Origin of the sequence: Ochrobactrum sp. 19YEA23 (assembly GCF_029909865.1) — a bacterium.
In the GTDB taxonomy this organism is placed as follows: domain Bacteria; phylum Pseudomonadota; class Alphaproteobacteria; order Rhizobiales; family Rhizobiaceae; genus Brucella; species Brucella gambitense.
Genome location: NZ_JASAMQ010000005.1, coordinates 358820 through 380753, shown reverse-complemented (window position 1 = coordinate 380753; position 21934 = coordinate 358820). Strand labels below are relative to the sequence as shown.

The window sequence follows — 21934 nt, the reverse complement described above, 5'->3', positions numbered from 1 at the left end:
GGGCCGCTTACGCGGCCTTGTTTTTGAGAATGTCGAGCGCGACGTCGATGATCATGTCTTCCTGGCCGCCGACCATGCGGCGCTTGCCAAGTTCGATGAGGATTTCGCGCGTATCGACGCCATAGAGTTTCGAGGCGTTTTCCGCATGACGCAGGAAGCTCGAATAGACGCCCGCATAGCCGAGCGAGAGGCTTTCACGGTCCACCCGCACCGGACGGTCCTGCAACGGACGCACCAGATCGTCAGCTGCATCCATCAGGCCATAGAGGTCGCAACCCGTATCGATGCCCTTGCGGTTGAGAACAGCGATCAGACCTTCAAGCGGCGCATTACCGGCCCCTGCCCCCATGCCTGCCAGCGATGCATCGACGCGAACAGCGCCCGCTTCGATACCGGCAACGGCATTGGCAACGCCGAGCGTCAGATTGTGGTGGGTGTGAACGCCGATTTCAGTTTCCGGACGCAGCGCTTCGCGCAGCGCCTTGACGCGAAGCGTATATTGCTCCGGCAACAGCGCGCCTGCCGAGTCGGTTACATAGACGCATTCCGCGCCATAGCTTTCCATCAGCTTCGCCTGTTCGACCAGCTTTTCCGGCTCGGCCATATGCGACATCATCAGGAAGCCTATGGTGTCCATGCCCAGTTCACGCGCAGCCTCGATATGCTGGCGCGACACGTCGGCCTCGGTGCAATGGGTCGCAACACGAACCGAACGCGCACCGGCGTTGTAGGCTTCCTTCAGATCATGCACTGTGCCAATGCCCGGAATGAGCAACACGGTGACGCGGGCATACTCGCAGGCATCGGCAACTGCGCCGATCCATTCGACATCGTCATGCAGGCCAAAACCATAATTGAAAGTCGAACCGGCAAGGCCGTCGCCATGGGTGATTTCAATCGCGTCCACCTTGGCTGCATCCAGCGCCTTCGCAATGGCGACGACATCCTTCAGCGTGTATTGGTGGCGGATCGAATGCATGCCGTCGCGCAGCGTGACATCCTGAACATAGAGCTTATCGGGATTGGAGCGGGCCATTATGCAGCCTCCTTGGCAAGCGCTTTTGCTGCCCAATGATCGGCGGTGACCAATGCAGCGGATGTCATGATGTCGAGATTGCCGGCATAGGCAGGCAGATAATGTGCAGCGCCTTCCACCTCGAGCAGGATGGTCGTCTTCAGACCCGATACGAGCCCGATGCCCGGCACGCGAACCGGCGCATTATCGCCGATGACTTCGAACTGCACTTTCTGCTTCAGGCGATAGCCCGGCACATAGGCCTGAACCGTCTTAACCATTTCGGCAATCGAAGCCTCGATGGCTTCGCGGCTGCCGCCTTGCGACAAAACAAACACCGTATCGCGCATGATGAGCGGCGGTTCAGCAGGGTTGAGAATGATCAGCGCCTTGCCGCGTTCGGCACCGCCCAGATCACGGATCGCCTTCGACGTGGTTTCGGTAAATTCATCGATATTGGCGCGGGTGCCGGGACCAGCCGAACGCGACGAGATCGAAGCGACGATTTCGCCATAGACCACGCGGTCGGTTGCGCGCTTGACAGCATAGACCATCGGGATCGTCGCCTGACCGCCGCATGTGACCATGTTGACGTTGGGCTCGTCGATATTGGCATCGCCATTGATGGCGGGAATGGTGAAGGGGCCGATGGCGGCAGGCGTCAGGTCGATGACCTTCTTGCCGTCCTTCTGCAACAGCGCGTCATTATGCAGATGCGCTTTGGCCGAGGTTGCATCAAACACGATATCGATATCGCGATATTCCGGCATACGCATCAAGCCGTCGATGCCTTCATGGGTGACCGGCACGCCGAGCCGTGCGGCGCGTGCCAGACCATCCGAATTCGGATCGATGCCGACCATTGCGCCCATCTCGATATTCTTCGACGTGCGCATCACCTTGATCATCAAATCCGTGCCAATATTGCCGGAACCGATGATCGCGCATTTCTTCTTGGACATAGTGGGTCCTTTCTGATCTTCCTCAGGTCGCCACACCAGACGCCAAATGGGGAGGCTTGACCGGCGCGCGGATACGCGCGCTGCACGCCTTAAGCGGTGGTGTGGTGAGTCAGCTTGAAAGGACGCTGGACGGGGTGGGTCGTGGCTGAACGGATGCCAGAACCTGGCCCATCAGTTCGCACGTATCGCTCCTCCGGCAAATCCTCCCCATTTGCTTGACAGGGGGATAATAGGACGGAGGATACGGTCTAGATATTGGGGTTAACCCCTAGTGTTTGATCCAAAAGACGCCATGCCGGGCTGCAAATGGCAATTTCTGCGCTTCCGGTGCTCACGTACCTTTATGTACGCTGCGCTCCGGTTCTCGAAATCACCATTTTCGCCACGGCCTGCCACTTTTTGATGCAAACACTGCCACTCAGGCATTACTCGCATGGCGGTTGCGCCACAAATCGGCGGCCTTCTGGTGGAAGGCATCATAGCTGTCATTATCAGCGGCAGAAGCCGTCATCATGGCCATGGCCGCCGTCGCTATGACCGTGCCTTCGGCGCGCTTGTCGATAGCCGCGCCTGTCCAAACGCCGTGCCAATATTCAAACGAACTGAGGCTTGAATGCTTGTCGCTGCTTTCTTTGGAAAGCGTCGGCAGCTGCAAGGCGCTCGATTGCCCCTGCACGTAACGATATATGGTGTGCTTGCGATGCGGAACGAGTTCCGCCACATCGCGGCTGGTCGAGACGACCGAAACCGACTGCATGTCGAGCAGCCCAGCCGCATCTCGGTGCAGCTCGCGATAGGCAGGTTGCGACACGCCGAGAAACGACGATTTCAGCCCCATCGGGTTGAGAAGATGCACAAGACTGTTTACCGGCGAACGGGATTCGAACAGCGGATAAAGCGCCAGCAGCGCCTGCACTTGCGGTGCAAAACCGGCCATCGGCATGAAGCATATGCCATGTGCTCTCAGCGCGCCTTCCGCCATTTCATGCGATGTGGCAATGGGCAGATTGATCGCTTCCGCCGCAATCTCCAGCTTGCCCGCCAGTTCGCCCACACCACAACTGCCATGCATGAGCACCGGATAACCGGCGCGCGCGACAAGCAATGCAGCCAGCATGAACCAGGGCGACTGCGCGGAATTCGGAGACAGATAGGCGGGCCAGTCCAGCGCTGGCGTGTTGATGCTGGCATCGGCGGCATAGAATCGTCCCGATGCACGTGCCATGCCCGCAAGCTCCGGTGCGGTCAGCCCGCGGTAATGGATCAAGCGCAGAAGCGCGCTGATCTGCATCGGATCGGCTTCACCAGCAAAGATGGTTGTAAAGGCATCTTCCGCCTCATGCATTTCCAGCGGGCGGGTGTGTCCCACCTTGCGCCCAACGACGGCAATATATTTGGCCAACCGCCGTGTCGGGTCGTTTTCGCTCTGGATATCGGCAAACTGGGCGGCGGTATATTCCGCCGACGGATGGTTCTCCAAGTCCGTCACCTTGCGGATGGTCAATGGCGGCGGCGTCGCGATGGCGCTGCGATTCCATCCGTGATGGCCCGTACAGGCCGACACATGCGCGTTTTCAGAACCGGGCTTCATCAAGGCATCGGCTTCGTTGGCCAGACGGCGCAAGCGCCCGCGCAGAGCTTCAGCCTTCGGCGTAGCGATCATGGATCGACCGGAGCGGACAAAGATCGGATCGTCGAAATGTTCGCGAATCTGCCCAAGCAGGCGACTCATGGCAGGAATACTCAATCCCATCTGCTTGGCCGCGCCGCCGACGCTGCCTTCCACAAGAAGCGCATCAAGCGCAATCAGCAGTCGCAACTGGCCAAGACGAAGGTTCGCACCGTCATTGTCGGCCTTTTCCGCCGGCTTTGCGCTCTTTGCTCGCTTATCCGCCATCGCTTTTGCCTGCCCTCGCCAGTTGCGTTTTTTGAAACTTGGAACGCTTCTAAAACATGAAGATTGACGTCATCTTATTGCCATACATAAGGAGAGTAGAAAACTCAACTTTAGACGGTGGTGAAAAATGACCAGCTTGTTTTGGGGCTTGCGCGTCATCGGCGCGCAAGGCAGGCAGATGACCAGGGGAAAGCTAATATCCAGAGCGATCCTCGCTGGGACGTGTCTTTCAACCGCTCTCCTTGTAAGCGAGACCAACGCATTCGCGCAAGCAACCAGCGCCGCGACCAGCACGACCGAGGAAACCGAAGCCCAGAAGAAAAAGGCAGCGGAAAGCGAACAGGACACCGGCGTCGCATCCGACGGTACGGTCAAGCTGAACCAGATCGTGGTGACAGCGACAGGTTTCGAACAGAACATTACCGATGCCCCCGCCAGCATCACCGTTGTACCGGGCGAAGAGCTTGAAAAGGGCGCTTATCGCGACCTGACCGACGCATTGAAGGACGTGCAGGGTGTGGCCGTGACCGGTCCTGCCGCCGAGCGCGATATCTATATTCGCGGCCTTCCCGGCTCCTACACGCTGCTGCTCGTTGACGGCAAGCGTCAGAGCACCCGCGATGCCCGCACCAACGGCAATTCCGGCTTTGAACAGAGCTTCCTTCCGCCTGCAAACGCGATTGAGCGCATCGAGGTCATCCGTGGCCCGATGTCTTCGCTCTACGGTTCAGATGCGATGGGCGGCGTCATCAACATCATCACCAAGAAAGTGTCGGACAAGTGGAGCGGCTCGTTCACAGTGGACGGCATTGCCCAGCAGCACTCCAAGTTCGGAAACTCGCTTCAGGGCTCCTATTACATAACGGGTCCGCTGGTGCCGAACCTTGTCGGCGTTCAGCTCTGGGGACGCGGCCTGAAGCGCCAGGAAGACAAGATCGTCAGCGGCTCGCCCGAGCAGCAGGATGTCGATATTACGGGTCGCATCACCTGGACCCCGAACAAGGATCACGACGTTCAGCTGGAACTGGGCAAGACGCGTCTGCGCCGCGACAGCACTGTCGGCAATACGACGGAGAAGACCGCGACGGCTGTCGATTCCTACAACTATAATGACCGCGACCATTGGTCGATCAGCCATACCGGTCGCTGGGGTCCGACGACGTCGGAATTCTCCTTCATGCAGGAATGGTCCGAGCGGACCAACTTCAACTGGAGCAATGCGTCCAAGAGCTATGTCGAGAATCTTCGCTCTCCGCATGTGAAAAACTCGATCCTCGACGGCAAGTTCACCACGCCATTCGAACTTTACGGCGCTCACACGCTCGTCACCGGCGGCCAGTTCATGGATACGGTTCTCACCGACCAGAATCCGGGACGCCGTACGGGTCTGGACGAAGAATTCAGCGTGCGCCAATGGGCGCTCTTCGCCGAAGACGAATGGTGGCTGACGCCCGATTTCTCGCTGACCGGCGGTCTGCGCATGGATGATCACGAGGTCTATGGTTCGCATCTCAGCCCGCGCGGTTATGCGGTGTGGCACGCGACCGACCAGATCACCTTCAAGGGCGGCATTTCGACCGGCTTCAAGGCCCCCGATATCCGCACCATCGCGCCGGGTTATGCCTATACGACGGGCGGCGCCGGTTGCTCTTACGGTCCAACCGGCACGTGCGGCGTCATTATCGGCGATCCAAATCTGGAGCCTGAAAAGAGCACCAGCTACGAAGCCAGCGTGTTGTGGGACAATCAGGAAGGGCTGCGTCTCGGCGCGACCTATTTCTACACCAACTTCAAGGACAAGATTTCCAACGCGCTCGTTACCGACAGCAATGGCGATCCGGTTCGCTGGAGCGAAGATCCGAACTATCGCCTCTGGTATGCCTTCAACATCGATGAAGCCGTGCTTCAGGGCGTGGAGCTGACCTTCAACTGGGAAGCGACAGATACGATCACCCTTCGCGGTAACTACACCTATACGGACTCGGAACAGAAGACCGGCACCTATGCAGGCCTGCCGCTCGCCCGTACGCCGAAGCACATGGCGAGCCTGCGCGGCGACTGGGTCACTCCGGTTGACGGACTGAAGGCATGGGCCGCCGCCAATTATCATGGCGAGGAAACCAATGCCGGCGCTCGTATCGGATCGGCTGGAACACCGATCTATGCAGCGGACGGAAAGACCGTTCTGGCACGCAAATACAAGCCATATGCGACAGTCGATCTCGGCGGTTCCTATGACTTCAGCGAGAACGTGACGTTCAACGCAGCCGTCTACAACATCTTCGACAAGCAAATCGATGTCGACGAGTTCAACACGGTTGTTGACGGTCGCCGCCTTTGGGTCAGCATGACCTCCCGCTTCTGATCTGACGCAATATGACGCCAGCCGTTCATTAGGCTGGCGTCATTTTTTTGATTGAATGGATGCTCGATGAGCGCTCTGAAAAACATAAAGAAGAAGATGTGCCTGATGCTCGGCAGCATGCTTTTTGCCTCCACGGCCCAGACAGCGGAACCGGTGCGCGCTTTCTTCGATATGGAAGCCAACGGCATTTCCTATCGCATTTTCACCGCAGCGCCTGCCGAGGCGGCTCCCGTTGGCGGCTATCCCGTCATCTACATGGTCGACGGCAACCGCATGTTGCCGCTTGCCGCCGCAGAAATGGGCAAGGATGCAGAGCTGAAAGCCGTTCTGGTGGGTATCGGTTATCCGACCGATGTTCCGGAAGAAATCGTGCGTCTGCGCTATTTCGACCTGACCTCGGCGACCAGTGAACAGTTGACGCCCGATCCGGCCAACCAGCCAAAGACCGGCGGTCGCGATGCCTTCTTCGCCTTCATCGAAGGACAGGTGAAGCCCGAAATCGAAAAGCATTTCGTCATCGACAAGCGCAAGCAGGCGCTGTTCGGCCATTCACTGGGCGGGATGTTCACGCTCTATGCGCTATTCAATCACACCGATTCCTTCCAGACTTACAGCGCTGCCGATCCGTCGATCTGGTGGGATAATCATTCGATCCTGTCGGACAAGGATCGCTTCATCGCATCGTTCAAATTGGCTCCGCAGCCGCTGCGTCTGCTGATGGAAACCTCCGGCAAGCGCGGTTCCCGTCCCGGCCAATCGGCTAAGGACATTCAGCGCATGCGCAAGCTGCGCGGTGGGCCTTCGGGCGTGGATGTCTACAAGGAACTGGAACAACTGCCGCAGCTGGAAACAGCGTTCCACCGTTTCCCCGATGAGGGCCACGGCTCGATGATTCCGCTGACGGTGAAGGACAGTCTGGATTTCATTCTGCTCGACCGGAAGCCCGAACACACAGACAATTGAGCGTTTTTTATCCGTCGGGCTTTGACCTGCGGAAAACTGGACTATAAATCACAGGATTGACGAAAGGATTGTGCATCATGATGAATTTCGGCCAACATGTCGCCCGCCTCTGTGGCGCAGCCGTCATGGCTCTTTCTCTGGCATCCGTCGCCAGCGCTGCCGACATTACCGTCAAGCATGCGCAGGGTGAAACGGCAGTGCCTGCTTCCCCGGCCAAGGTAATCGTGCTCGATCTCGCGACGCTGGACAATCTCGACCGCCTCGGCGTCAAGGTTTCGGGTGTGCCGACACTGGTCACCGCTCCGGACTTCCTCAAGAAATACCAGTCCGACGATTATCCGAAAGTCGGCACGCTGTTCGAGCCGGACTATGAAGCCATCAATGCCGCCGAGCCGGATCTCATCATTGTCGGTGGTCGTTCGGCAGCCAAATATCCGGAACTCGCAAAGATTGCTCCGACCATCGATCTGACGGTTTCTGCAAAAGACCTCATCGGCGGCACCGAAGCCAATGTTGAAAAGCTTGGCCAGATTTTCGGCAAGGAAGCGGAAGCCAAGGCTGAGATCGAAAAGCTCAACGCCGATGTCGCCGCGCTGAAGCAGAAGACTGCTGGCAAGGGCACGGGTCTTCTGATCCTCACCACCGGCGGCAAGATGAGCGCCTATGGCCCCGGCTCGCGCTTTGGCATGCTGCATGACGCCTATGGCGTGACGCCTGCCGCAGCCGACCTGACCACCAAGGGTAATCACGGCCAGCCGATCAGCCAGGAATTCATTCTCAAGACCAACCCTGACTGGCTGTTCGTGATCGACCGCGACGCCGCTATCGGTCGCGAAGGCAATTCCGCCCAGCAGGTTCTCGACAATGATCTTGTTCGCCAGACCACGGCAGCGAAGAAAGACCAGATCGTCTATCTGAAGTCGCAGAACTGGTATCTCGTCGGCGGCGGCCTCAATGGGCTGCACGGCACCATCGACCAATTGTCGGAAGTCTTCGACAAGGCAAAGTAAAAGTCAGGCACTTTCTGACCCAGTCACCCAGGCTGTCCGCCATGCCGGACAGCCTGACGCATGACAAGGCAAGAGAACAGGACAAAGCGTGAAGGGACTAGCCGCAGCCATTGTTGTTGTCGCCGTGCTGGCTGTCATCAGCCTGTTTATCGGGGTCGGCGACGTCTCACTGCATGCACTGATTTACCCCGGTGAAAGCGCGAGCGACAGTCCCGGCAGTGCGCTTGAACTGCTGTTTGTCAGCCGCATTCCGCGTACCATCGCCATTGTGCTGGCGGGCATGTCGATGGCCGTTGCAGGCATGATCATGCAGATGCTGACCCGCAATCGTTTCGTCGAGCCTTCGACGGCGGGAACCGTCGAATCCGCCAGTCTCGGCATTCTTCTTGTCATTCTTTTCGCGCCGGAAGCGCCGGTCTTCGTCAAGATGCTGGTCGCTTCGGTAACCGCAGTGGCGGGAACGGCACTGTTTCTGCGCATCCTGCACAGTATCCCGCTTCGCTCCGTGCTTGTCGTCCCGCTCGTCGGCATCATGCTCGGCGGAGTTATCAGCGCGATCACCACCTTCATCGCCTATCGCTTCGATCTCTTGCAATCGCTGAATTCGTGGACGACTGGCGATTTTTCCGGCGTGCTACGCGGACGTTATGAACTGCTGTGGATCGCCTTCGCGCTCACCGTCGTCGCCTATATCGCCGCCGACCGGTTTACAGTTGCGGGGCTGGGCGAAGATTTTACCACCAATCTCGGCCTGAACTATCGTCGCGTGGTGACGCTCGGCCTCGTCATCGTATCGATGGTCAGCGCATCGGTGGTCGTCACGGTCGGCATGATTCCGTTTCTCGGCCTGATCGTGCCCAATGTCGTCAGCATGTTCATCGGCGACAATATGCGCCGCGCTTTGCCGTGGATCGCAGTTCTCGGCGCGGGCCTGGTGCTCGCCTGCGATATCGCCGGTCGCCTGATCCGCTTTCCCTATGAGATCCCCATCGGGACGATGATGGGCGTCGTGGGCAGCGTCATCTTCCTCTATCTTCTGTTGCGGCGGGGTTCGCGCCTTGCTTAAACGTCCTGCGATCCTCATCCCCGTTCTCGGTGTGATTGCCCTTCTTGCCGCCGTCGCCTTCATGACGATTGGCGCAAAGGGCAGTTGGTCTTTCATCCTGTCCTTCCGCGGCACAAAACTGGCCGCCATGGTGCTGGTGGCCTATGCAATCGCCGTTTCGACCGTGCTGTTTCAGACCGTCACCAACAATCGCATCCTGACGCCCTCCATCATGGGCTTTGATGCGCTCTATATCCTGATCCAGACCGTCATCGTCTTTTTCTTCGGGGCGGTGCATATCGACTGGATCGGGCCGAACATGCGCTTCGTCACCGAAACCGTGGTGATGGTGCTGTTTGCGGGTTCACTCTATTACTGGCTGTTTTCAGGCGCGGCGCGCAGCCTTCATCTGGTGATGCTGGTCGGCATTATTTGCGGCGTGTTCTTCCGCAGCCTGTCCAATCTCATGCAGCGGATGCTCGATCCCGACCTTTTCGCTGTCTTGCAGGACCGCTTCTTTGCCAGTTTCAACACGATCAACGCCGATATTCTGACGCTCTCGGCGATTATCGTCGCTGCCGTGTCGCTCTATGGCTGGCGGCTGTTGCATGTGTTCGACGTGCTGGCGCTTGGACGCGAGCCCGCAATCAATCTCGGCGTCGACCACCGCCGAGTGGTGCGGCTCATCCTGCTGATGGTCACCGTGCTTGTCGCCGTTTCGACCGCGCTCGTCGGACCGATCACCTTCTTCGGACTCTTGGTCGCCAATCTCGCTTATATGCTTGCCGGCTCGGGGAAACATCGCGTCGTTCTGCCGATTGCCGTTCTACTTGCCATCATTTGCATTGTCGGTGGCCAGACCATTCTCGAACGGGCCTTTGCCTTCAATACCGCGCTCAGCGTCATCATTGAATTCCTGGGCGGTCTCGTCTTCATTATCCTTCTTGTCAGGGGAAATGCACGTTGATCGAAATAAGCCAAGTCAGCAAATCCTATAGCGGCGCGCTTGTCGTCGATGACGTGTCCCTGCGCTTAACCGCGGGCGGTGTGACGTCGATCATCGGTCCCAATGGCGCTGGCAAATCGACGCTGCTTTCCATGATCAGCCGCCTTTTGCCGATGGACAAGGGCCGCGTGACCGTGGACGGTCTCGATGTCACCACCACATCGGGCGATGTGCTGGCAAAACGACTGTCGATTCTGCGACAGGAAAACGCCATCAATTCACGCCTGACCGTGCGCGACCTCGTGACATTCGGGCGCTATCCCTATTCCAAGGGCCGACCGAACAGCGAAGACCGCAAGCATGTGGAGCAGGCCATCGGTTATCTTGGCCTTGAAACGTTGAGCGAGCGCTTTCTCGATGAACTGTCCGGCGGCCAGCGCCAGCGCGCCTTTGTGGCAATGGTGCTCTGTCAGGATACGGACTATGTGCTTCTTGATGAGCCGCTGAACAATCTGGATATGAAACACGCGGCATCGATGATGAAGCTGCTGCGCCGCGCTGCCGATGAGCTTGGCAAAACGGTCGTGCTGGTGCTGCACGACATCAACTTTGCCTCCTGCTATTCCAACCACATCGTTGCCATGCGCAATGGCAAGGTCGCCCATCAGGGCACGCCGGACGAACTGATCCATCCGGAAATTCTGAGCAACATTTACGATATGGAGATCGCAGTCGAGATCATCGGCGGGAAGCGCATCGGGGTCTATTACCTGTAAATAGACTATCTATTCGCTCGATTTCGTGCAAAAGCATGCGCAACCAACCATTGGCGACTATCGGTGGAGTGTTCATGCTGACGAAGAAGGGCAAATATGGTTTGAAAGCACTGGCGCATCTTGCCTTGCTTGAACCCGGCGAAAGCGCTTTCGTCGCCGAGATTGCTTCCAAGAACAATATCTCCAAGAAATTTCTCGACGCCATTCTGCTGGAACTGCGCAATGACGGCATCCTGCGTTCCAAGAAAGGCCCCGGCGGCGGCTATAGCCTTTCCAAACCGGCAGCCGATGTCACGATAGGCCAAGTGGTCCGCGTTCTCGACGGACCGCTCGCACCCATCCGCTGCGCAAGCCGCATGGCCTATCAGCCTTGCGAAGATTGCGACGATCACCGCGCCTGTCAGGTGCGCCGGTCGATGCTCCTGGTGCGCGAAGCCATTGCTGGTGTTCTTGATTCCATGACGCTGGAACAGTTCGCCCGCAACGGTGGCCTCGAAGACGACAGCACCGCGCCGGAATGGGCCAAGTTAAGCGCCTGACAACAGGTCCAGCAACCGGTAGCCGCCATTGTGATAAACAAGCGGCTCGCCGCCGCCCGCCACGATTTTCAGAACACGACCGATGATGATGGCGTGGGTGTGCCGTTCGATGACGTCTTCCACGGCGCAATCAACGGCGGCCAGAGCGCCTGTCAGTGCAAGCGCGCCGCTTTCCAGCGTATACCATTCCGCATCGGCATAGCGCGCAACGCCCTTGATACCATCCTTGCCCGCAAAGCGGTCCGCAATCGGCTGCTGTGCAGCCGACAGCACATTGACGCAGAAATGGTTATGGCGGCTGATGGCGGGCCAGACCGACGAACCGCGATTGATGTTGACGATGATCGTCGGCGGATCGACCGAAAGCGCGGTCGCCGAGGTGACGGTCGCACCGGTGCGTCCATCGCCAAAGCCGGCGGTAACAACGCTGACGCCGCCAGCCAATTGCCGCATTGCAGCCTTCAGCTCATCGGGTGAAACAGCAATATCCGCTGTATCTTCCACCAGTCTCAACGCTTTTTCGCCCATGCTTGCCACCATCATTTCATTGCGGTCATCGCCTGTCCGATTGATCGGCCAGACGTGAAGGAATGGTGTCACGCTAAGCCGCGGCGTTCAAAGCCGACGGCTGCCTTCTCACCCCGAATAGGGAAAGCATTTTCTATTTTCTACAAAACGAATGGAATTAATCCGCTCGCAGCGCAGTCAGCGTTGCGTTCTTTTTGTATGATGCTCGGCGAGATAGGCCCGGTCGTCCTGCGTTGAAAACAGCACGGAAAAGACGATGCCGATACCCGCACCGAGCAATGTGTCCAGCACCCGCTCCGACACCATATCAACCCCGTCCAGACCGGGCGCAGCGATATAGGTCATCAGCAGCGCCATAGGGGTGACCAGAATTTGCCCCAGAGCATAATTGGAGCCGATGATCACTTCGGTTGCAAATTGCAGGAGCGCCAGTATCGCAATCAGCGTCCATATGGACGGGGCATGCGTCAGGATCATCCAGGCAACGACAGCGCCTAGAAGCGTGCCGACCATGCGCTGCAAGGCGCGGTTCATATTGATATGCAGATGCGCGCCCTGCATCACGGCAACAGCACCCATCGCCGCCCAGGCAGGATGAGCGACACCCATGGCGTAGACGACAAACGCTGCCACGCCCGCGCCGAAAGCAACGCGCGCGGCGGCTATCAGCCGGTGACGGACTGGCCGCAACGGTTCGGCGGGGAAAGGTTTTTCCGGGCTGGCCTGATGGCGGAAATATTCCGTCAGCATACAGATCACGCAGGCCAGCAGCGCGACAAGCGCAGTGGAAGCCGTGCGTTCCATCGTCTGCTGCAATGTAACAGCTTGGCTCATCGATGCGCCAGCAGCGAATATGAAGATCAACGCTCCGGGAGGGCCAAAATTGCCGGTGGTGGTCACAAAGCAAAACACGCCGCACAGGACAGCCAGCAGCATAAGCTGCACCGCCAGCGGCGCACCCGCTGTGGCGACAAGCGACATACTGAGCACGGCCAGCGTCTGACAGATGGCGCAAAGAAGCACGACATGGTTGCGGCTTGCCTGCGGTGCGAAGCGTCCAAACAGAGCAACCAGAGCGCCAAGCGAAGCAAAGCCGATCAGGTGCGACCACGGCGAGAGATAGACGAGCGGCAGGGCGATGACTGCCGTGGCTGCCGACTGAAGCCCCGCGAGCGACGAATTGCGAATGGAAGGCTGCTGCGAAAGCGCAACGCTCTCCTGAAACTGTTGCGGTTTCAAAAGCTGGCGCGCGGCGTCCAGCCTGCGGGCCGACGTCGTCAACGAGGTTTCGGTGCTCATTCTCCGGTTTCCTGTGAGCGTCTCAGCTGGTTGGCCGCGAGGCGCTTCTCGATAGAGTCAAAATGGTCAAGCATGGCAGCCAGATCCGCATCGGAAATATCCGCCAGCATGTCTTCCTCCCCCTTGGCCAGTTCACGCCGGATTTCGGTCACGCGCTGCTCGCCCTTTGGCGTGAGGAAGATTAGCCGTGCGCGGTTGTCGTTCTCATCGACCCGGCGCTCGACCAACTCCTGACGACTCAAAATGTCGAGAAGCCGCACAAGGCTTGACCCGTCGATGCCGACCAGCGCGGCGAGTTCCTTCTGCGTCACGCCACCCCCGGTGGCCTGAAGATGAATCAGCGGCACCCAGGTGGCATCGGACAGCCCCGCTTCGGCAAGCCGTGCGTCAAGCGCTCGCCGCCAGCGCCGGGCAAGCAACGAAAAGCGGATCCCGAACTGGGATCGTGGAGAAGATGAATTGGATTGCATAACTGCAATAAAGCATGAATTAATTTGATTTGCAATTCAAATTAATTCAGTTGAAACGAATTTCACCATCGGAATTCTCATGTCGAAATTTTTCGGATAGCGCTTTCGGGGCGAGCTGCCTATCATCAATCAATACTTCACCCGAAGGCGCGAAAATTACACCGACGGGCTGCATTACCGAAACATCTCCCCGCACGAAGGAAACAAAGACAGCAACCATGGCAGCTCTCGTGTCGTCGGAAAATGGAGTGGGGCAGAAGGCAGCGCGCTTTCTTGGCCTGATACTGATCGCCATTCTCGGCTATAGTTTCTGGCTCAATGAAAGCTGGCTGACGCTCTGCGCCGGACTGGCGATTTTCCTGTTCGGCATGCAATGTCTTGAAGAAGGCTTGCGCAATCTGGCAGGCAGCGCCTTGGAACGCATGCTGGCGCGCGGTACGTCCACCTCGTGGAAAAGTCTGCTGGTCGGGCTGGTCGGCGCAACGGTGATGCAATCGAGCACGCTTGTTTCGCTGATGACCATCGCCTTCATTACCACCGGCCTCATCTCACTCGCCGCGGGCATATCCATCATCTTCGGCGCAAATTTGGGCTCGGCAACCGGAATATGGCTGCTGTCGCTGGCCGGACAAAATTTCAGCCTGTCGTCGCTGGCGCTGCCGCTGATGGTGTTCGGCGTGCTGGCGAGTTTCTTCGGCCCGAAAATCAAGGCCATCGGGCGCATTCTGCTCGGCATCGCCTTCATTTTCCTCGGCATTGACGGCATCAAGCAGGGGTTTTCCGTCGTCACCGAAAATTTCGATCTCGCCCAATACAGGATCGACGGCTGGCTTGGTCAGGTCATCTTCGCAGGCATCGGCCTCGTGCTGACCCTGCTGCTGCAATCGACCCATGCGACCCTGATGCTGACGCTTGCAGCACTTGGTCTGGGACAAGTCGATCTCTGGCAATCGGCTGCTATCGCCATCGGGGCCAATGTCGGCAGCAGTGTCACCACCGGCATTGCCGGTGCACTCGGCGGCAACCGCAGCGGCCAGCGGCTGGCGCTAGCGCATGTGATTTTTAATGTCGTCACCGCCTGTATTTCGCTGATCCTGATGGGCATGCTGGTTCGCCTTGCGGTGTGGCTTTCGCAGGCAATGGGTGTCGGGGACAATCAGCTGATCCAGCTCGCGATCTTCAACAGCGAGTTCAACATTTTGGGCGTGCTGATCTTCTGGCCCGCCCTTGTTCCGTTCACCCGGTTTCTGGAACGCGTGCTGCCAGACAGGCCGGAGCCTCGTGTTCTCATTCCGGCGGGCTCGCCTGATCTTCCAGAAAACGCGCTGCGCGCCCGTTACCTCGACAAGTCGGCGCTCAGTTCGCCCGAAACGGCCGCACAAGCGCTCGTGCACGAATTGCAGCATCTTGGCCGCCTGAGCGTCGAGGTTATCTGCCACGCGCTCTATCTGCCGGTCAGCGAAATCAATCGCGCCAGGCATGACGACGCGATCATGCGCGCGGCACCGGATGTCGATTATGTCGATGCGGACCTGCTTTACCGGCTTTATATCAAGGGCGTCTACGGCGACATATTGAGCTTCATCGGCAAGGTTGATCCCGGAAACAACACGGACCAGCAGAATTTCTGGATGACAGGCCAGGTCCTTGCGCTGCAAATGGCGGAAATCGTCAAGGACGCCAAGCATCTCCAGAAGAATCTCGGCTTCTATCTCCGGCAGACCAATTCACCCGCGCGGGACGCCTATGTGGAGCTGCGCGAACATCTGGTCAACGTACTGCATGAGGTTCGCGTGTTGAGCCGCGCCGATGCCGCCAGCGACAAATGGGACGCCCACCAGCAGGCTTTCATCGAGAAGGTCAAAGACTTCGAGCGAGACTTCGGCGCAAAGCTGTTTGAGGCAAACCGGCAGGAGAAAGTCAGCGGCTTGCAGCTCAGCTCGCTTCTGAATGACCTTGGCTATGCCAGACGCATTGCAAACGGGCTCAACACGCTTCTGACCATTCGCAAGCGGTCGCTCAACGACCCGCTGCACAATCTCTCCGGCCTCTTCGAGGAAGACACGCCGCTGGTTCAGATATAACGAAACGCCGCCTTTCAGGCGGCGCGAATATCCAGACCGCCATTCTCGACGATGAAATCGATCACCTCCTGCACGCCGTGGCCACGATGCAGGTCGGTGAAGCCGAACGGGCGTTTGCCGCGCATGCGCGCAGCGTCGCTTTCCATCACCTCGAGGTCCACCCGCACATAAGGCGCAAGATCGCTCTTGTTGATGATCAGAAAGTCCGAGCGCGTGATACCCGGCCCGCCCTTGCGGGGAATTTCCTCGCCCTGACAGACGGAGATGACATAAAGCGTCAGATCAGCGAGATCGGGTGAGAAGGTGGCGGCAAGATTGTCCCCGCCGGATTCGATAAACACGATATCCAGATCGGGAAAGCGCCGGTTCATCTCGGCAATGGCCTGAAGATTGATGGACGCATCCTCACGTATTGCCGTATGCGGGCAACCGCCGGTTTCCACGCCCATGATGCGGTCTTCGGATAGCGCCTGATGGCGCGCCAGAATATAGGCGTCTTCCTGCGTATAAATATCATTGGTGATGACAGCGACCGAATATGTGTCGCGCAGCGCCTTGCAGAGCTTTTCAGTCAGCGTCGTCTTGCCGGAGCCGACCGGCCCGCCGATACCAATCCTGAGCGGTCCATTCTTCTGTGTCATGAGCGAAAAAGCCTCGAATGCTGTGTTTCGTGTTTCATGGCCATGATGTCGGCGATGAAAGTTGCCGAACCAAGGCCATCCAGACTGGATTGTCCGGCGCGCATGGCAGTTTCTGCCAGCGTGTTTTCCAGCGCGGCCATGGTAGTGGTCACACCACTTTGCCCCGTTACCGACAGGCGAATCGACGCCTGCAACAGGTTGATGCAGAAAGCCTGCAGAAAGGCAGCCAGCGTGGAGCCGAGCGGAACACCATGCGCCCCTGCCACTGCGCCGACCGCCACCGGATAAGCACAGTCGCCCGGCAGCTGATCGAACACCGGCGAAGGCCAGCTGCGCGCAGCCGACAGAAAAGCCCCGCCTTGCAGCATGGTTTCCATATGTCGTTCCCGCGAACCTGCCAGCGCCTCCGCCAGATCGGCCACCTCGCGCAAATCCTCGCCCGCCATCGCCTGCCGCCAGCTTGCCGCGCACAGGACCGCATCGTTCCAGCCCGAACCGCGCGTGACGAGCCAGTGCAGCCAGTCCTTCAGCTCTGCCGCATCGGTGACGAAGCCGTCATGCACCGCCCGTTCCAGCCCGTGGCTATAGCTGAAGGAGCCGACCGGAAAGACCGGCGACAGCCACGCCATCAACCGCAAAAGAGCGGTGTTGGGATCAGTCGTGATGGTGGTGGTGATGGTCATGATCGTGCGTGTGGTGATGGTGACCATGTTGCGAATGACCGCCCGAATAGGCCCCGCGCAGCGGGCTGAAAATCGCGACCACATCGGTCATGGTTGCGCCCAGCCCTTCCAGCATTGCCTTGATGACATGATCGCGCAGAATGAAGATGCGGTCCGTCTCAATCTGCGCCGCCAGATGGCGGTTGCCGATATGCCATGCAAGCTGCGCAATATGCAGCGGGTCGCGCCCGTGAATTTCATAAAGCTCTTCACTGGCGGCGCGGATTTCAATCTCGCGCCCATCGTCCAGAACAAGCCGGTCGCCATGCTCCAGCACCACCGGATCGGCAAAATCGGCAAGCACCTTCTCGCCATTATCGAGCGTGATTGCCTTGCGGCGCAGATGGCGCTCGTCACGCTCCAGCACGGCATGCGCTGCCGGGACAGCGTCGATCACTTCATGTGCGCGGATGATGTCTACTGCTCGAAACATTTTCTACCTCAGTTCTCAGAACAGGAAATAACGCTGCGCCATTGGCACCACATCCACCGGTTCGCATGTCAGAAGCTCGCCATCGGCGCGCACTTCATAGGTTTCCGGATCAACTTCCATTTGCGGCATGGCATTATTGAGGATCATCGACTGCTTGCCGATGCCGCCTCGCGTATTGACGACCGCCGCCATCTGCTTGTCGACGCCGAGCCTCTCGCGCAAGCCGCCATCGATTGCCGCCTGCGAAACGAAGGTGATCGAGGTGTTGGTCCGCGCCTTGCCAAAGGAGCCGAACATCGGGCGGTAATGCATCGGCTGCGGCGTCGGGATAGAACCGTTCGGATCGCCCATCGGCGCCGTCGCAATCCAGCCGCCAAGCAACACCATATCCGGCTTGACGCCGAAGAAGGCCGGGTTCCACAAGACCAGATCGGCACGTTTTCCGACTTCAACCGAACCGATCTCATGCGACATGCCATGGGCAATGGCCGGATTGATTGTATATTTCGCCACATAGCGACGGGCGCGGTAATTGTCATTGCCCGGCTTGTCATCCGGCAGACTGCCGCGCTGGCGCTTCATCTTGTCTGCTGTCTGCCAGCAACGGATGATCATTTCGCCAACGCGGCCCATGGCCTGACTGTCGGACGAGATGATCGAGAAAGCGCCCATATCATGCAGAATATCTTCCGCCGCGATCGTTTCCTTGCGAATACGGCTTTCCGCAAAGGCGATATCTTCGGGAATGGCCGGTGACAGGTGATGGCAGACCATCAGCATGTCGAGATGTTCCGCGACCGTATTGATCGTATAGGGCCGCGTTGGATTGGTCGAAGCGGGCAGGACATTGGGATACTGGCAGACGCGGATAATATCGGGCGCGTGACCGCCGCCTGCGCCTTCCGTATGGAAGGAGTGGATCGTGCGGCCCTTGAAAGCATTGAGCGTGTCTTCCACAAAGCCGCTTTCATTGAGCGTATCGGTGTGGATCGCCACCTGCACGTCGAAATGGTCAGCGACAGACAGGCAATTGTCGATAGCCGCAGGCGTCGTGCCCCAATCTTCATGCAGCTTGAGGCCGCAAGCGCCTGCCAGAACCATTTCCTCCAGCGCACCCGGCAATGAAGCATTACCCTTGCCGAACACGCCGAAATTCATCGCCATACCGTCGAAGGATTCAATCAGCCGCGCAATGTGCCATGGCCCCGGCGTGCAGGTTGTCGCCAGCGTGCCATGCGCGGGGCCGGTGCCGCCGCCCACCATGCAGGTGATGCCCGCATTCAGCGCCTCATCCACCTGCTGCGGCGAAATGAAATGAATATGCGAGTCGATGCCGCCCGCCGTGACAATCTTGCCCTCGCCAGCAATAATTTCGGTACCCGGGCCGATGATGATCGTGACACCCGGTTGCGTGTCGGGATTGCCCGCCTTGCCGATACCCGCAATACGTCCGTCGCGTAGCCCGATATCGGCCTTGTAGATGCCAGTGTGGTCCAGAATGAGCGCATTGGTGATGACCGTATCGACCGCCCCTTGCGCCCGCGAAAGCTGGCTTTGGCCCATGCCGTCGCGGATAACTTTGCCGCCCCCAAATTTGACCTCCTCGCCATAGGTGGTGAGATCGTGCTCGACCTCAATGACGAGTTCCGTATCGGCAAGGCGCACCTTGTCGCCGGTGGTGGGGCCGAACATCTGCGCATAGGTGGCGCGACTGATCTTGGCTGGCATGAAATTCTCCGTCGGCGCTGGCGACTTGTGTTTACGCATTATCCTGCGCAAAACCGCTACGCACTTTTGCTGGAAATGCTTAGAGCTTACCCATGATTTTCTGGCGGAACCCGTAGACCTCACGCTTGCCGCCGAGGGGAACCAGCGTCACATCGCGTTCCTGCCCGGGCTCGAAGCGCACGGCGGTGCCAGCGGCAATATCCAGCCTGCAACCGCGCGCTTTTTGCCGGTCGAATGACAGTGCCGCATTTGCCTCGTAGAAATGATAATGGCTGCCAACCTGGATCGGGCGGTCGCCGGTATTGGCGACCTTGATCGTGACCGTGGGTTGCCCCTCATTCAGTTCTATGTCGCCGTCAAGCGTGAAGATTTCGCCGGGGATCATGGTGCACCTCAACCAGCCATCAGCATCAGACCGCCGAGCGCCGTAGCGCCGCCAGCGACGCGCAGGGCGAGGCGTCCGCTTGGACCAGCGGCCAGACGGCCAACGCCAAGACCGATGGCGATGCCCGCGGCGTGGAGCAGAGCCGTGGCCAGTGCAAAACCTGCCGCATAATCAAAGAACGCCGCAGCGCCGATTTCACCGCCATGCGCATGACCGTGAAAGAAGGCGAAGAAACCGGCAATCGCTGCACCAACAACCGGCGAGACAGGCAGCGCCAGCGCAACGAGAAAGCCAAGCACGACCACTGAAGCCAGAATCACCGGCTCGACGAAAGGCAGCGGCATTCCGATGAGTGCAGCCAAAAAGCCAAGCAGCATGACGCCGACAAAAGCCGCAGGCACGACGAAAAGCGCCCGCCCGCCCAGCATCGTGGCCCAGAGACCGACGGCAACCATTGCCAGAATATGATCCGCACCGAAAAGCGGATGCGAGAAACCGGCAGCAAACGAACCGTGCTCGGCGGGATTGAGATGGGCAAAAGCCGGGCTTGCAATGAGCGCAAAACCTGCTGCCGTCAGAACCGTCATCTTCTTCATCTTACACCTTTTTAAAAAACTGAAATTCAAAATCAGCGGATCGGCTCGTGCACCGTGACGAGCTTGGTTCCATCCGGAAATGTCGCCTCGACCTGAATGTCGTGGATCATTTCGGCAACGCCCGCCATCACCTGTTCGCGCGTGATGACATGCGCGCCCGCTTCCATCAGGTCGGCCACAGTGCGCCCGTCCCGCGCACCCTCCACGACGAAGTCGCTGATCAGGGCGATGGCTTCCGGATGATTGAGCTTCACGCCGCGCTCCAGACGGCGACGGGCGACCATCGCCGCCATGGCGATCAACAGCTTGTCTTTTTCTCTGGGCGTCAAATTCATGACTTCGTTCCGAACCTTCTCATTAGACACGGCCCGGTGGCCGCAAATTCAAATTGACCAAACTTTAGGCAGTCCTGCCTTTCCATTGAGCAGCGCCAGCAAAGGAGCGAGGCGCTTGCGCAAGGCATAACTGTCCGGCGCATAGAGCCGCACGCCAAGTTTCGAGGCGCCGCCGACCTGCCAGACGCTGGCGCCGCCCTCGTCGCCGATGATGGCGCGCACGGCCTCCAGCTGCCTTTCGGCCTGCGCCGAAACCAGCAGCACCGTGGCAACGGCAAGCCCGCCATCCGCGACCGCTCTGGCCCGCAATTCAGCGGCAACATCAGGCCCAAGGCGGAACTCTTCCGCATGAACCAGACGCCCGCCGAGCCGCACCCGCCAGCGGTCGCTGAACGATGCCTGTTCGACCTCTTCACCCATGGCGAGACGTCCGAACACAGTGGCCTCGACCAGCAGCACTTCCGCCCCTTCATCCATCTCGACATCCAGCTCCCGGGAGAGCACGGAGCGGTTGAACAAAATGGTTTCCTGCGGGAGCCATGCAAGACGCGTGCCTTTTTCTACCTTGATGTGTGTTTCGATGCGCGCTTCACCGCCGCCCGAGCGATAAATGCGCTCGCAGGCCTGCGTGGTGATAACGGCGGAAGCGCCTTCCTGCAGTTTCACATCCCAGCGCAGCCGGTCCCCGCCGGTCAATCCTCCGGATGTGTTGATCAGGATGGCTTCCAGAGGATCATTCGCCACCTGTGGCATACGGATTTTGGCGGCGCCTTCCTGATAAAGCCGGGAAATGCGGGAGCGTCCGTCCTTGAAACGAACCGTCAGCCCGCCCACGCCATTGACGCGCTGCGAGGCAAGTTTTTCCAGATTACCCTTATCGATGGACATAAACGCTGCTTTCGAACCCCGCAGAACAAATCAGATTGCAGGCGAAAGTTACGGCAGGTCTTTCTCGGCGGAAAGCGGGCTCGAAAAAAATTTAGCGGGCCCGTGTGAGGCCGCGACAGATTGCGGGTTCAAAACAGTGAATACACGTAAAAATAAATGTTATTATTGAAATTCAACTTCACATATATGCATTGGTGGCAACTTATACACAAGAGTGTCAAGAAAGCTTCAAGCAACTGAGAAAAGCCTGTTACATTTGAGGCCTATTCCCCGCCCTCAGTTTCAGTCTGGCTGCCGGATTTCCAGC

23 protein-coding genes are annotated in these 21934 nt (G+C 58.7%); 8 read left to right on the top strand and 15 right to left on the bottom strand.

Features of this window, described 5'->3' with window-relative positions; genetic code table 11:
- Nucleotides 1-7: 7 nt before the first annotated feature.
- From dmpG to QBD01_RS15625, 3 genes are all read right to left on the bottom strand, one after another.
- Nucleotides 8-1036, bottom strand: a complete 1029-nt coding sequence (dmpG, locus tag QBD01_RS15635; RefSeq protein ID WP_280993558.1) for a 4-hydroxy-2-oxovalerate aldolase — start codon at nt 1034-1036, stop codon at nt 8-10.
- On the bottom strand, nt 1036-1977 hold the full coding sequence (locus tag QBD01_RS15630; protein WP_113534992.1) for an acetaldehyde dehydrogenase (acetylating): 942 nt from the start codon (nt 1975-1977) through the stop codon (nt 1036-1038). Before QBD01_RS15630 ends, dmpG begins: the two co-directional genes overlap by 1 nt.
- Nucleotides 1978-2395: 418 nt before the next feature.
- Entirely contained in the window at nt 2396-3874 is a 1479-nt protein-coding gene (locus tag QBD01_RS15625; RefSeq protein ID WP_280993557.1) for a glycosyl transferase family protein, read from the bottom strand.
- 127 nt (nt 3875-4001) lie between these two features.
- On the opposite strand from QBD01_RS15625, the gene QBD01_RS15620 reads away from it, so the two are divergent.
- From QBD01_RS15620 to QBD01_RS15590, 7 genes are all read left to right on the top strand, one after another.
- Complete coding sequence (locus QBD01_RS15620) at nt 4002-6239, top strand: TonB-dependent receptor domain-containing protein (RefSeq protein WP_280993556.1); 2238 nt, start codon at nt 4002-4004, stop codon at nt 6237-6239.
- Nucleotides 6240-6305: 66 nt separating this feature from the next.
- Nucleotides 6306-7202 carry an alpha/beta hydrolase-fold protein gene (locus tag QBD01_RS15615; RefSeq protein WP_280993555.1) on the top strand — a complete coding sequence of 299 codons (897 nt, stop codon included), beginning with the start codon at nt 6306-6308 and terminating at the stop codon, nt 7200-7202.
- A 77-nt stretch (nt 7203-7279) separates the two neighbouring features.
- Entirely contained in the window at nt 7280-8212 is a 933-nt protein-coding gene (locus QBD01_RS15610; protein WP_280993554.1) for a siderophore ABC transporter substrate-binding protein, read from the top strand.
- A gap of 88 nt (nt 8213-8300) precedes the next feature.
- Nucleotides 8301-9278: an ABC transporter permease gene (locus QBD01_RS15605; protein ID WP_280993553.1), complete on the top strand. Its 978-nt coding sequence runs from the start codon at nt 8301-8303 to the stop codon at nt 9276-9278.
- Nucleotides 9271-10224 (top strand): iron chelate uptake ABC transporter family permease subunit, encoded by a 954-nt coding sequence (locus tag QBD01_RS15600; protein WP_280993552.1) that lies wholly within the window; start codon nt 9271-9273, stop codon nt 10222-10224. The genes QBD01_RS15605 and QBD01_RS15600 overlap by 8 nt, the downstream gene beginning before the upstream one ends.
- Nucleotides 10221-10979 (top strand): ABC transporter ATP-binding protein, encoded by a 759-nt coding sequence (locus tag QBD01_RS15595; protein WP_280993551.1) that lies wholly within the window; start codon nt 10221-10223, stop codon nt 10977-10979. Before QBD01_RS15600 ends, QBD01_RS15595 begins: the two co-directional genes overlap by 4 nt.
- A gap of 74 nt (nt 10980-11053) precedes the next feature.
- A complete protein-coding gene (locus QBD01_RS15590) occupies nt 11054-11518 on the top strand; it encodes an Rrf2 family transcriptional regulator (protein ID WP_280993550.1) in 465 nt (154 codons plus the stop codon).
- Here the strand turns inward: QBD01_RS15590 and QBD01_RS15585 are convergent.
- The 4 genes from QBD01_RS15585 to QBD01_RS15570 all read right to left on the bottom strand — a co-directional run bounded on the left by QBD01_RS15585 (nt 11507) and on the right by QBD01_RS15570 (nt 14035).
- Nucleotides 11507-12046, bottom strand: a complete 540-nt coding sequence (locus QBD01_RS15585) for a flavin reductase family protein (protein ID WP_235889900.1) — start codon at nt 12044-12046, stop codon at nt 11507-11509. The genes QBD01_RS15590 and QBD01_RS15585 overlap by 12 nt on opposite strands.
- Nucleotides 12047-12223: 177 nt before the next feature.
- The gene (locus tag QBD01_RS15580; RefSeq protein ID WP_280993549.1) at nt 12224-13345 is read right to left on the bottom strand and encodes an FUSC family protein; all 1122 of its coding nucleotides are present in this window, start codon (nt 13343-13345) and stop codon (nt 12224-12226) included.
- Complete coding sequence (locus QBD01_RS15575) at nt 13342-13764, bottom strand: MarR family transcriptional regulator (RefSeq protein ID WP_280993548.1); 423 nt, start codon at nt 13762-13764, stop codon at nt 13342-13344. The genes QBD01_RS15580 and QBD01_RS15575 overlap by 4 nt, the downstream gene beginning before the upstream one ends.
- A 97-nt stretch (nt 13765-13861) precedes the next feature.
- Complete coding sequence (locus QBD01_RS15570; RefSeq protein ID WP_280993547.1) at nt 13862-14035, bottom strand: hypothetical protein; 174 nt, start codon at nt 14033-14035, stop codon at nt 13862-13864.
- Here QBD01_RS15570 and QBD01_RS15565 point away from each other — a divergent pair.
- Nucleotides 14034-15899 (top strand): Na/Pi symporter, encoded by a 1866-nt coding sequence (locus QBD01_RS15565; protein WP_280993546.1) that lies wholly within the window; start codon nt 14034-14036, stop codon nt 15897-15899. The genes QBD01_RS15570 and QBD01_RS15565 overlap by 2 nt on opposite strands.
- Before the next feature lie 14 nt (nt 15900-15913).
- On the opposite strand, the gene ureG is transcribed toward QBD01_RS15565, so the two are convergent.
- The 8 genes from ureG to QBD01_RS15525 all read right to left on the bottom strand — a co-directional run bounded on the left by ureG (nt 15914) and on the right by QBD01_RS15525 (nt 21627).
- Nucleotides 15914-16540: an urease accessory protein UreG gene (gene ureG / locus QBD01_RS15560; RefSeq protein WP_280993545.1), complete on the bottom strand. Its 627-nt coding sequence runs from the start codon at nt 16538-16540 to the stop codon at nt 15914-15916.
- The gene (locus QBD01_RS15555; RefSeq protein ID WP_280993586.1) at nt 16537-17223 is read right to left on the bottom strand and encodes an urease accessory protein UreF; all 687 of its coding nucleotides are present in this window, start codon (nt 17221-17223) and stop codon (nt 16537-16539) included. The genes ureG and QBD01_RS15555 overlap by 4 nt, the downstream gene beginning before the upstream one ends.
- Nucleotides 17195-17695, bottom strand: coding sequence for an urease accessory protein UreE (ureE, locus tag QBD01_RS15550; RefSeq protein WP_280993544.1), 501 nt, complete (start codon nt 17693-17695; stop codon nt 17195-17197). The genes QBD01_RS15555 and ureE overlap by 29 nt, the downstream gene beginning before the upstream one ends.
- A 15-nt stretch (nt 17696-17710) precedes the next feature.
- The gene (gene ureC, locus QBD01_RS15545; RefSeq protein WP_280993543.1) at nt 17711-19423 is read right to left on the bottom strand and encodes an urease subunit alpha; all 1713 of its coding nucleotides are present in this window, start codon (nt 19421-19423) and stop codon (nt 17711-17713) included.
- A gap of 79 nt (nt 19424-19502) precedes the next feature.
- A complete protein-coding gene (locus tag QBD01_RS15540; RefSeq protein ID WP_078338389.1) occupies nt 19503-19808 on the bottom strand; it encodes an urease subunit beta in 306 nt (101 codons plus the stop codon).
- Nucleotides 19809-19816: 8 nt separating this feature from the next.
- Nucleotides 19817-20404 (bottom strand): HupE/UreJ family protein, encoded by a 588-nt coding sequence (locus QBD01_RS15535; RefSeq protein WP_280993542.1) that lies wholly within the window; start codon nt 20402-20404, stop codon nt 19817-19819.
- A gap of 32 nt (nt 20405-20436) precedes the next feature.
- Entirely contained in the window at nt 20437-20739 is a 303-nt protein-coding gene (locus QBD01_RS15530) for an urease subunit gamma (RefSeq protein ID WP_078338387.1), read from the bottom strand.
- Nucleotides 20740-20787: 48 nt separating this feature from the next.
- On the bottom strand, nt 20788-21627 hold the full coding sequence (locus QBD01_RS15525) for an urease accessory protein UreD (RefSeq protein WP_280993541.1): 840 nt from the start codon (nt 21625-21627) through the stop codon (nt 20788-20790).
- Nucleotides 21628-21934 lie beyond the last annotated feature (307 nt).

What these genes read in the sequence shown, in the direction of transcription:
- dmpG (WP_280993558.1), bottom strand. Translation starts at nt 1,036, where the DNA reads ATGGCCCGCTCCAATCCCGATAAGCTCTATGTTCAGGATGTCACGCTG.
- QBD01_RS15630 (WP_113534992.1), bottom strand. Translation starts at nt 1,977, where the DNA reads ATGTCCAAGAAGAAATGCGCGATCATCGGTTCCGGCAATATTGGCACG.
- QBD01_RS15625 (WP_280993557.1), bottom strand. Translation starts at nt 3,874, where the DNA reads ATGGCGGATAAGCGAGCAAAGAGCGCAAAGCCGGCGGAAAAGGCCGAC.
- QBD01_RS15620 (WP_280993556.1), top strand. Translation starts at nt 4,002, where the DNA reads ATGACCAGCTTGTTTTGGGGCTTGCGCGTCATCGGCGCGCAAGGCAGG.
- QBD01_RS15615 (WP_280993555.1), top strand. Translation starts at nt 6,306, where the DNA reads ATGAGCGCTCTGAAAAACATAAAGAAGAAGATGTGCCTGATGCTCGGC.
- QBD01_RS15610 (WP_280993554.1), top strand. Translation starts at nt 7,280, where the DNA reads ATGATGAATTTCGGCCAACATGTCGCCCGCCTCTGTGGCGCAGCCGTC.
- QBD01_RS15590 (WP_280993550.1), top strand. Translation starts at nt 11,054, where the DNA reads ATGCTGACGAAGAAGGGCAAATATGGTTTGAAAGCACTGGCGCATCTT.
- QBD01_RS15585 (WP_235889900.1), bottom strand. Translation starts at nt 12,046, where the DNA reads ATGGGCGAAAAAGCGTTGAGACTGGTGGAAGATACAGCGGATATTGCT.
- QBD01_RS15580 (WP_280993549.1), bottom strand. Translation starts at nt 13,345, where the DNA reads ATGAGCACCGAAACCTCGTTGACGACGTCGGCCCGCAGGCTGGACGCC.
- QBD01_RS15565 (WP_280993546.1), top strand. Translation starts at nt 14,034, where the DNA reads ATGGCAGCTCTCGTGTCGTCGGAAAATGGAGTGGGGCAGAAGGCAGCG.
- QBD01_RS15570 (WP_280993547.1), bottom strand. Translation starts at nt 14,035, where the DNA reads ATGGTTGCTGTCTTTGTTTCCTTCGTGCGGGGAGATGTTTCGGTAATG.
- ureG (WP_280993545.1), bottom strand. Translation starts at nt 16,540, where the DNA reads ATGACACAGAAGAATGGACCGCTCAGGATTGGTATCGGCGGGCCGGTC.
- QBD01_RS15555 (WP_280993586.1), bottom strand. Translation starts at nt 17,223, where the DNA reads ATGACCATCACCACCACCATCACGACTGATCCCAACACCGCTCTTTTG.
- ureE (WP_280993544.1), bottom strand. Translation starts at nt 17,695, where the DNA reads ATGTTTCGAGCAGTAGACATCATCCGCGCACATGAAGTGATCGACGCT.
- ureC (WP_280993543.1), bottom strand. Translation starts at nt 19,423, where the DNA reads ATGCCAGCCAAGATCAGTCGCGCCACCTATGCGCAGATGTTCGGCCCC.
- QBD01_RS15540 (WP_078338389.1), bottom strand. Translation starts at nt 19,808, where the DNA reads ATGATCCCCGGCGAAATCTTCACGCTTGACGGCGACATAGAACTGAAT.
- QBD01_RS15535 (WP_280993542.1), bottom strand. Translation starts at nt 20,404, where the DNA reads ATGAAGAAGATGACGGTTCTGACGGCAGCAGGTTTTGCGCTCATTGCA.
- QBD01_RS15530 (WP_078338387.1), bottom strand. Translation starts at nt 20,739, where the DNA reads ATGAATTTGACGCCCAGAGAAAAAGACAAGCTGTTGATCGCCATGGCG.
- QBD01_RS15525 (WP_280993541.1), bottom strand. Translation starts at nt 21,627, where the DNA reads ATGTCCATCGATAAGGGTAATCTGGAAAAACTTGCCTCGCAGCGCGTC.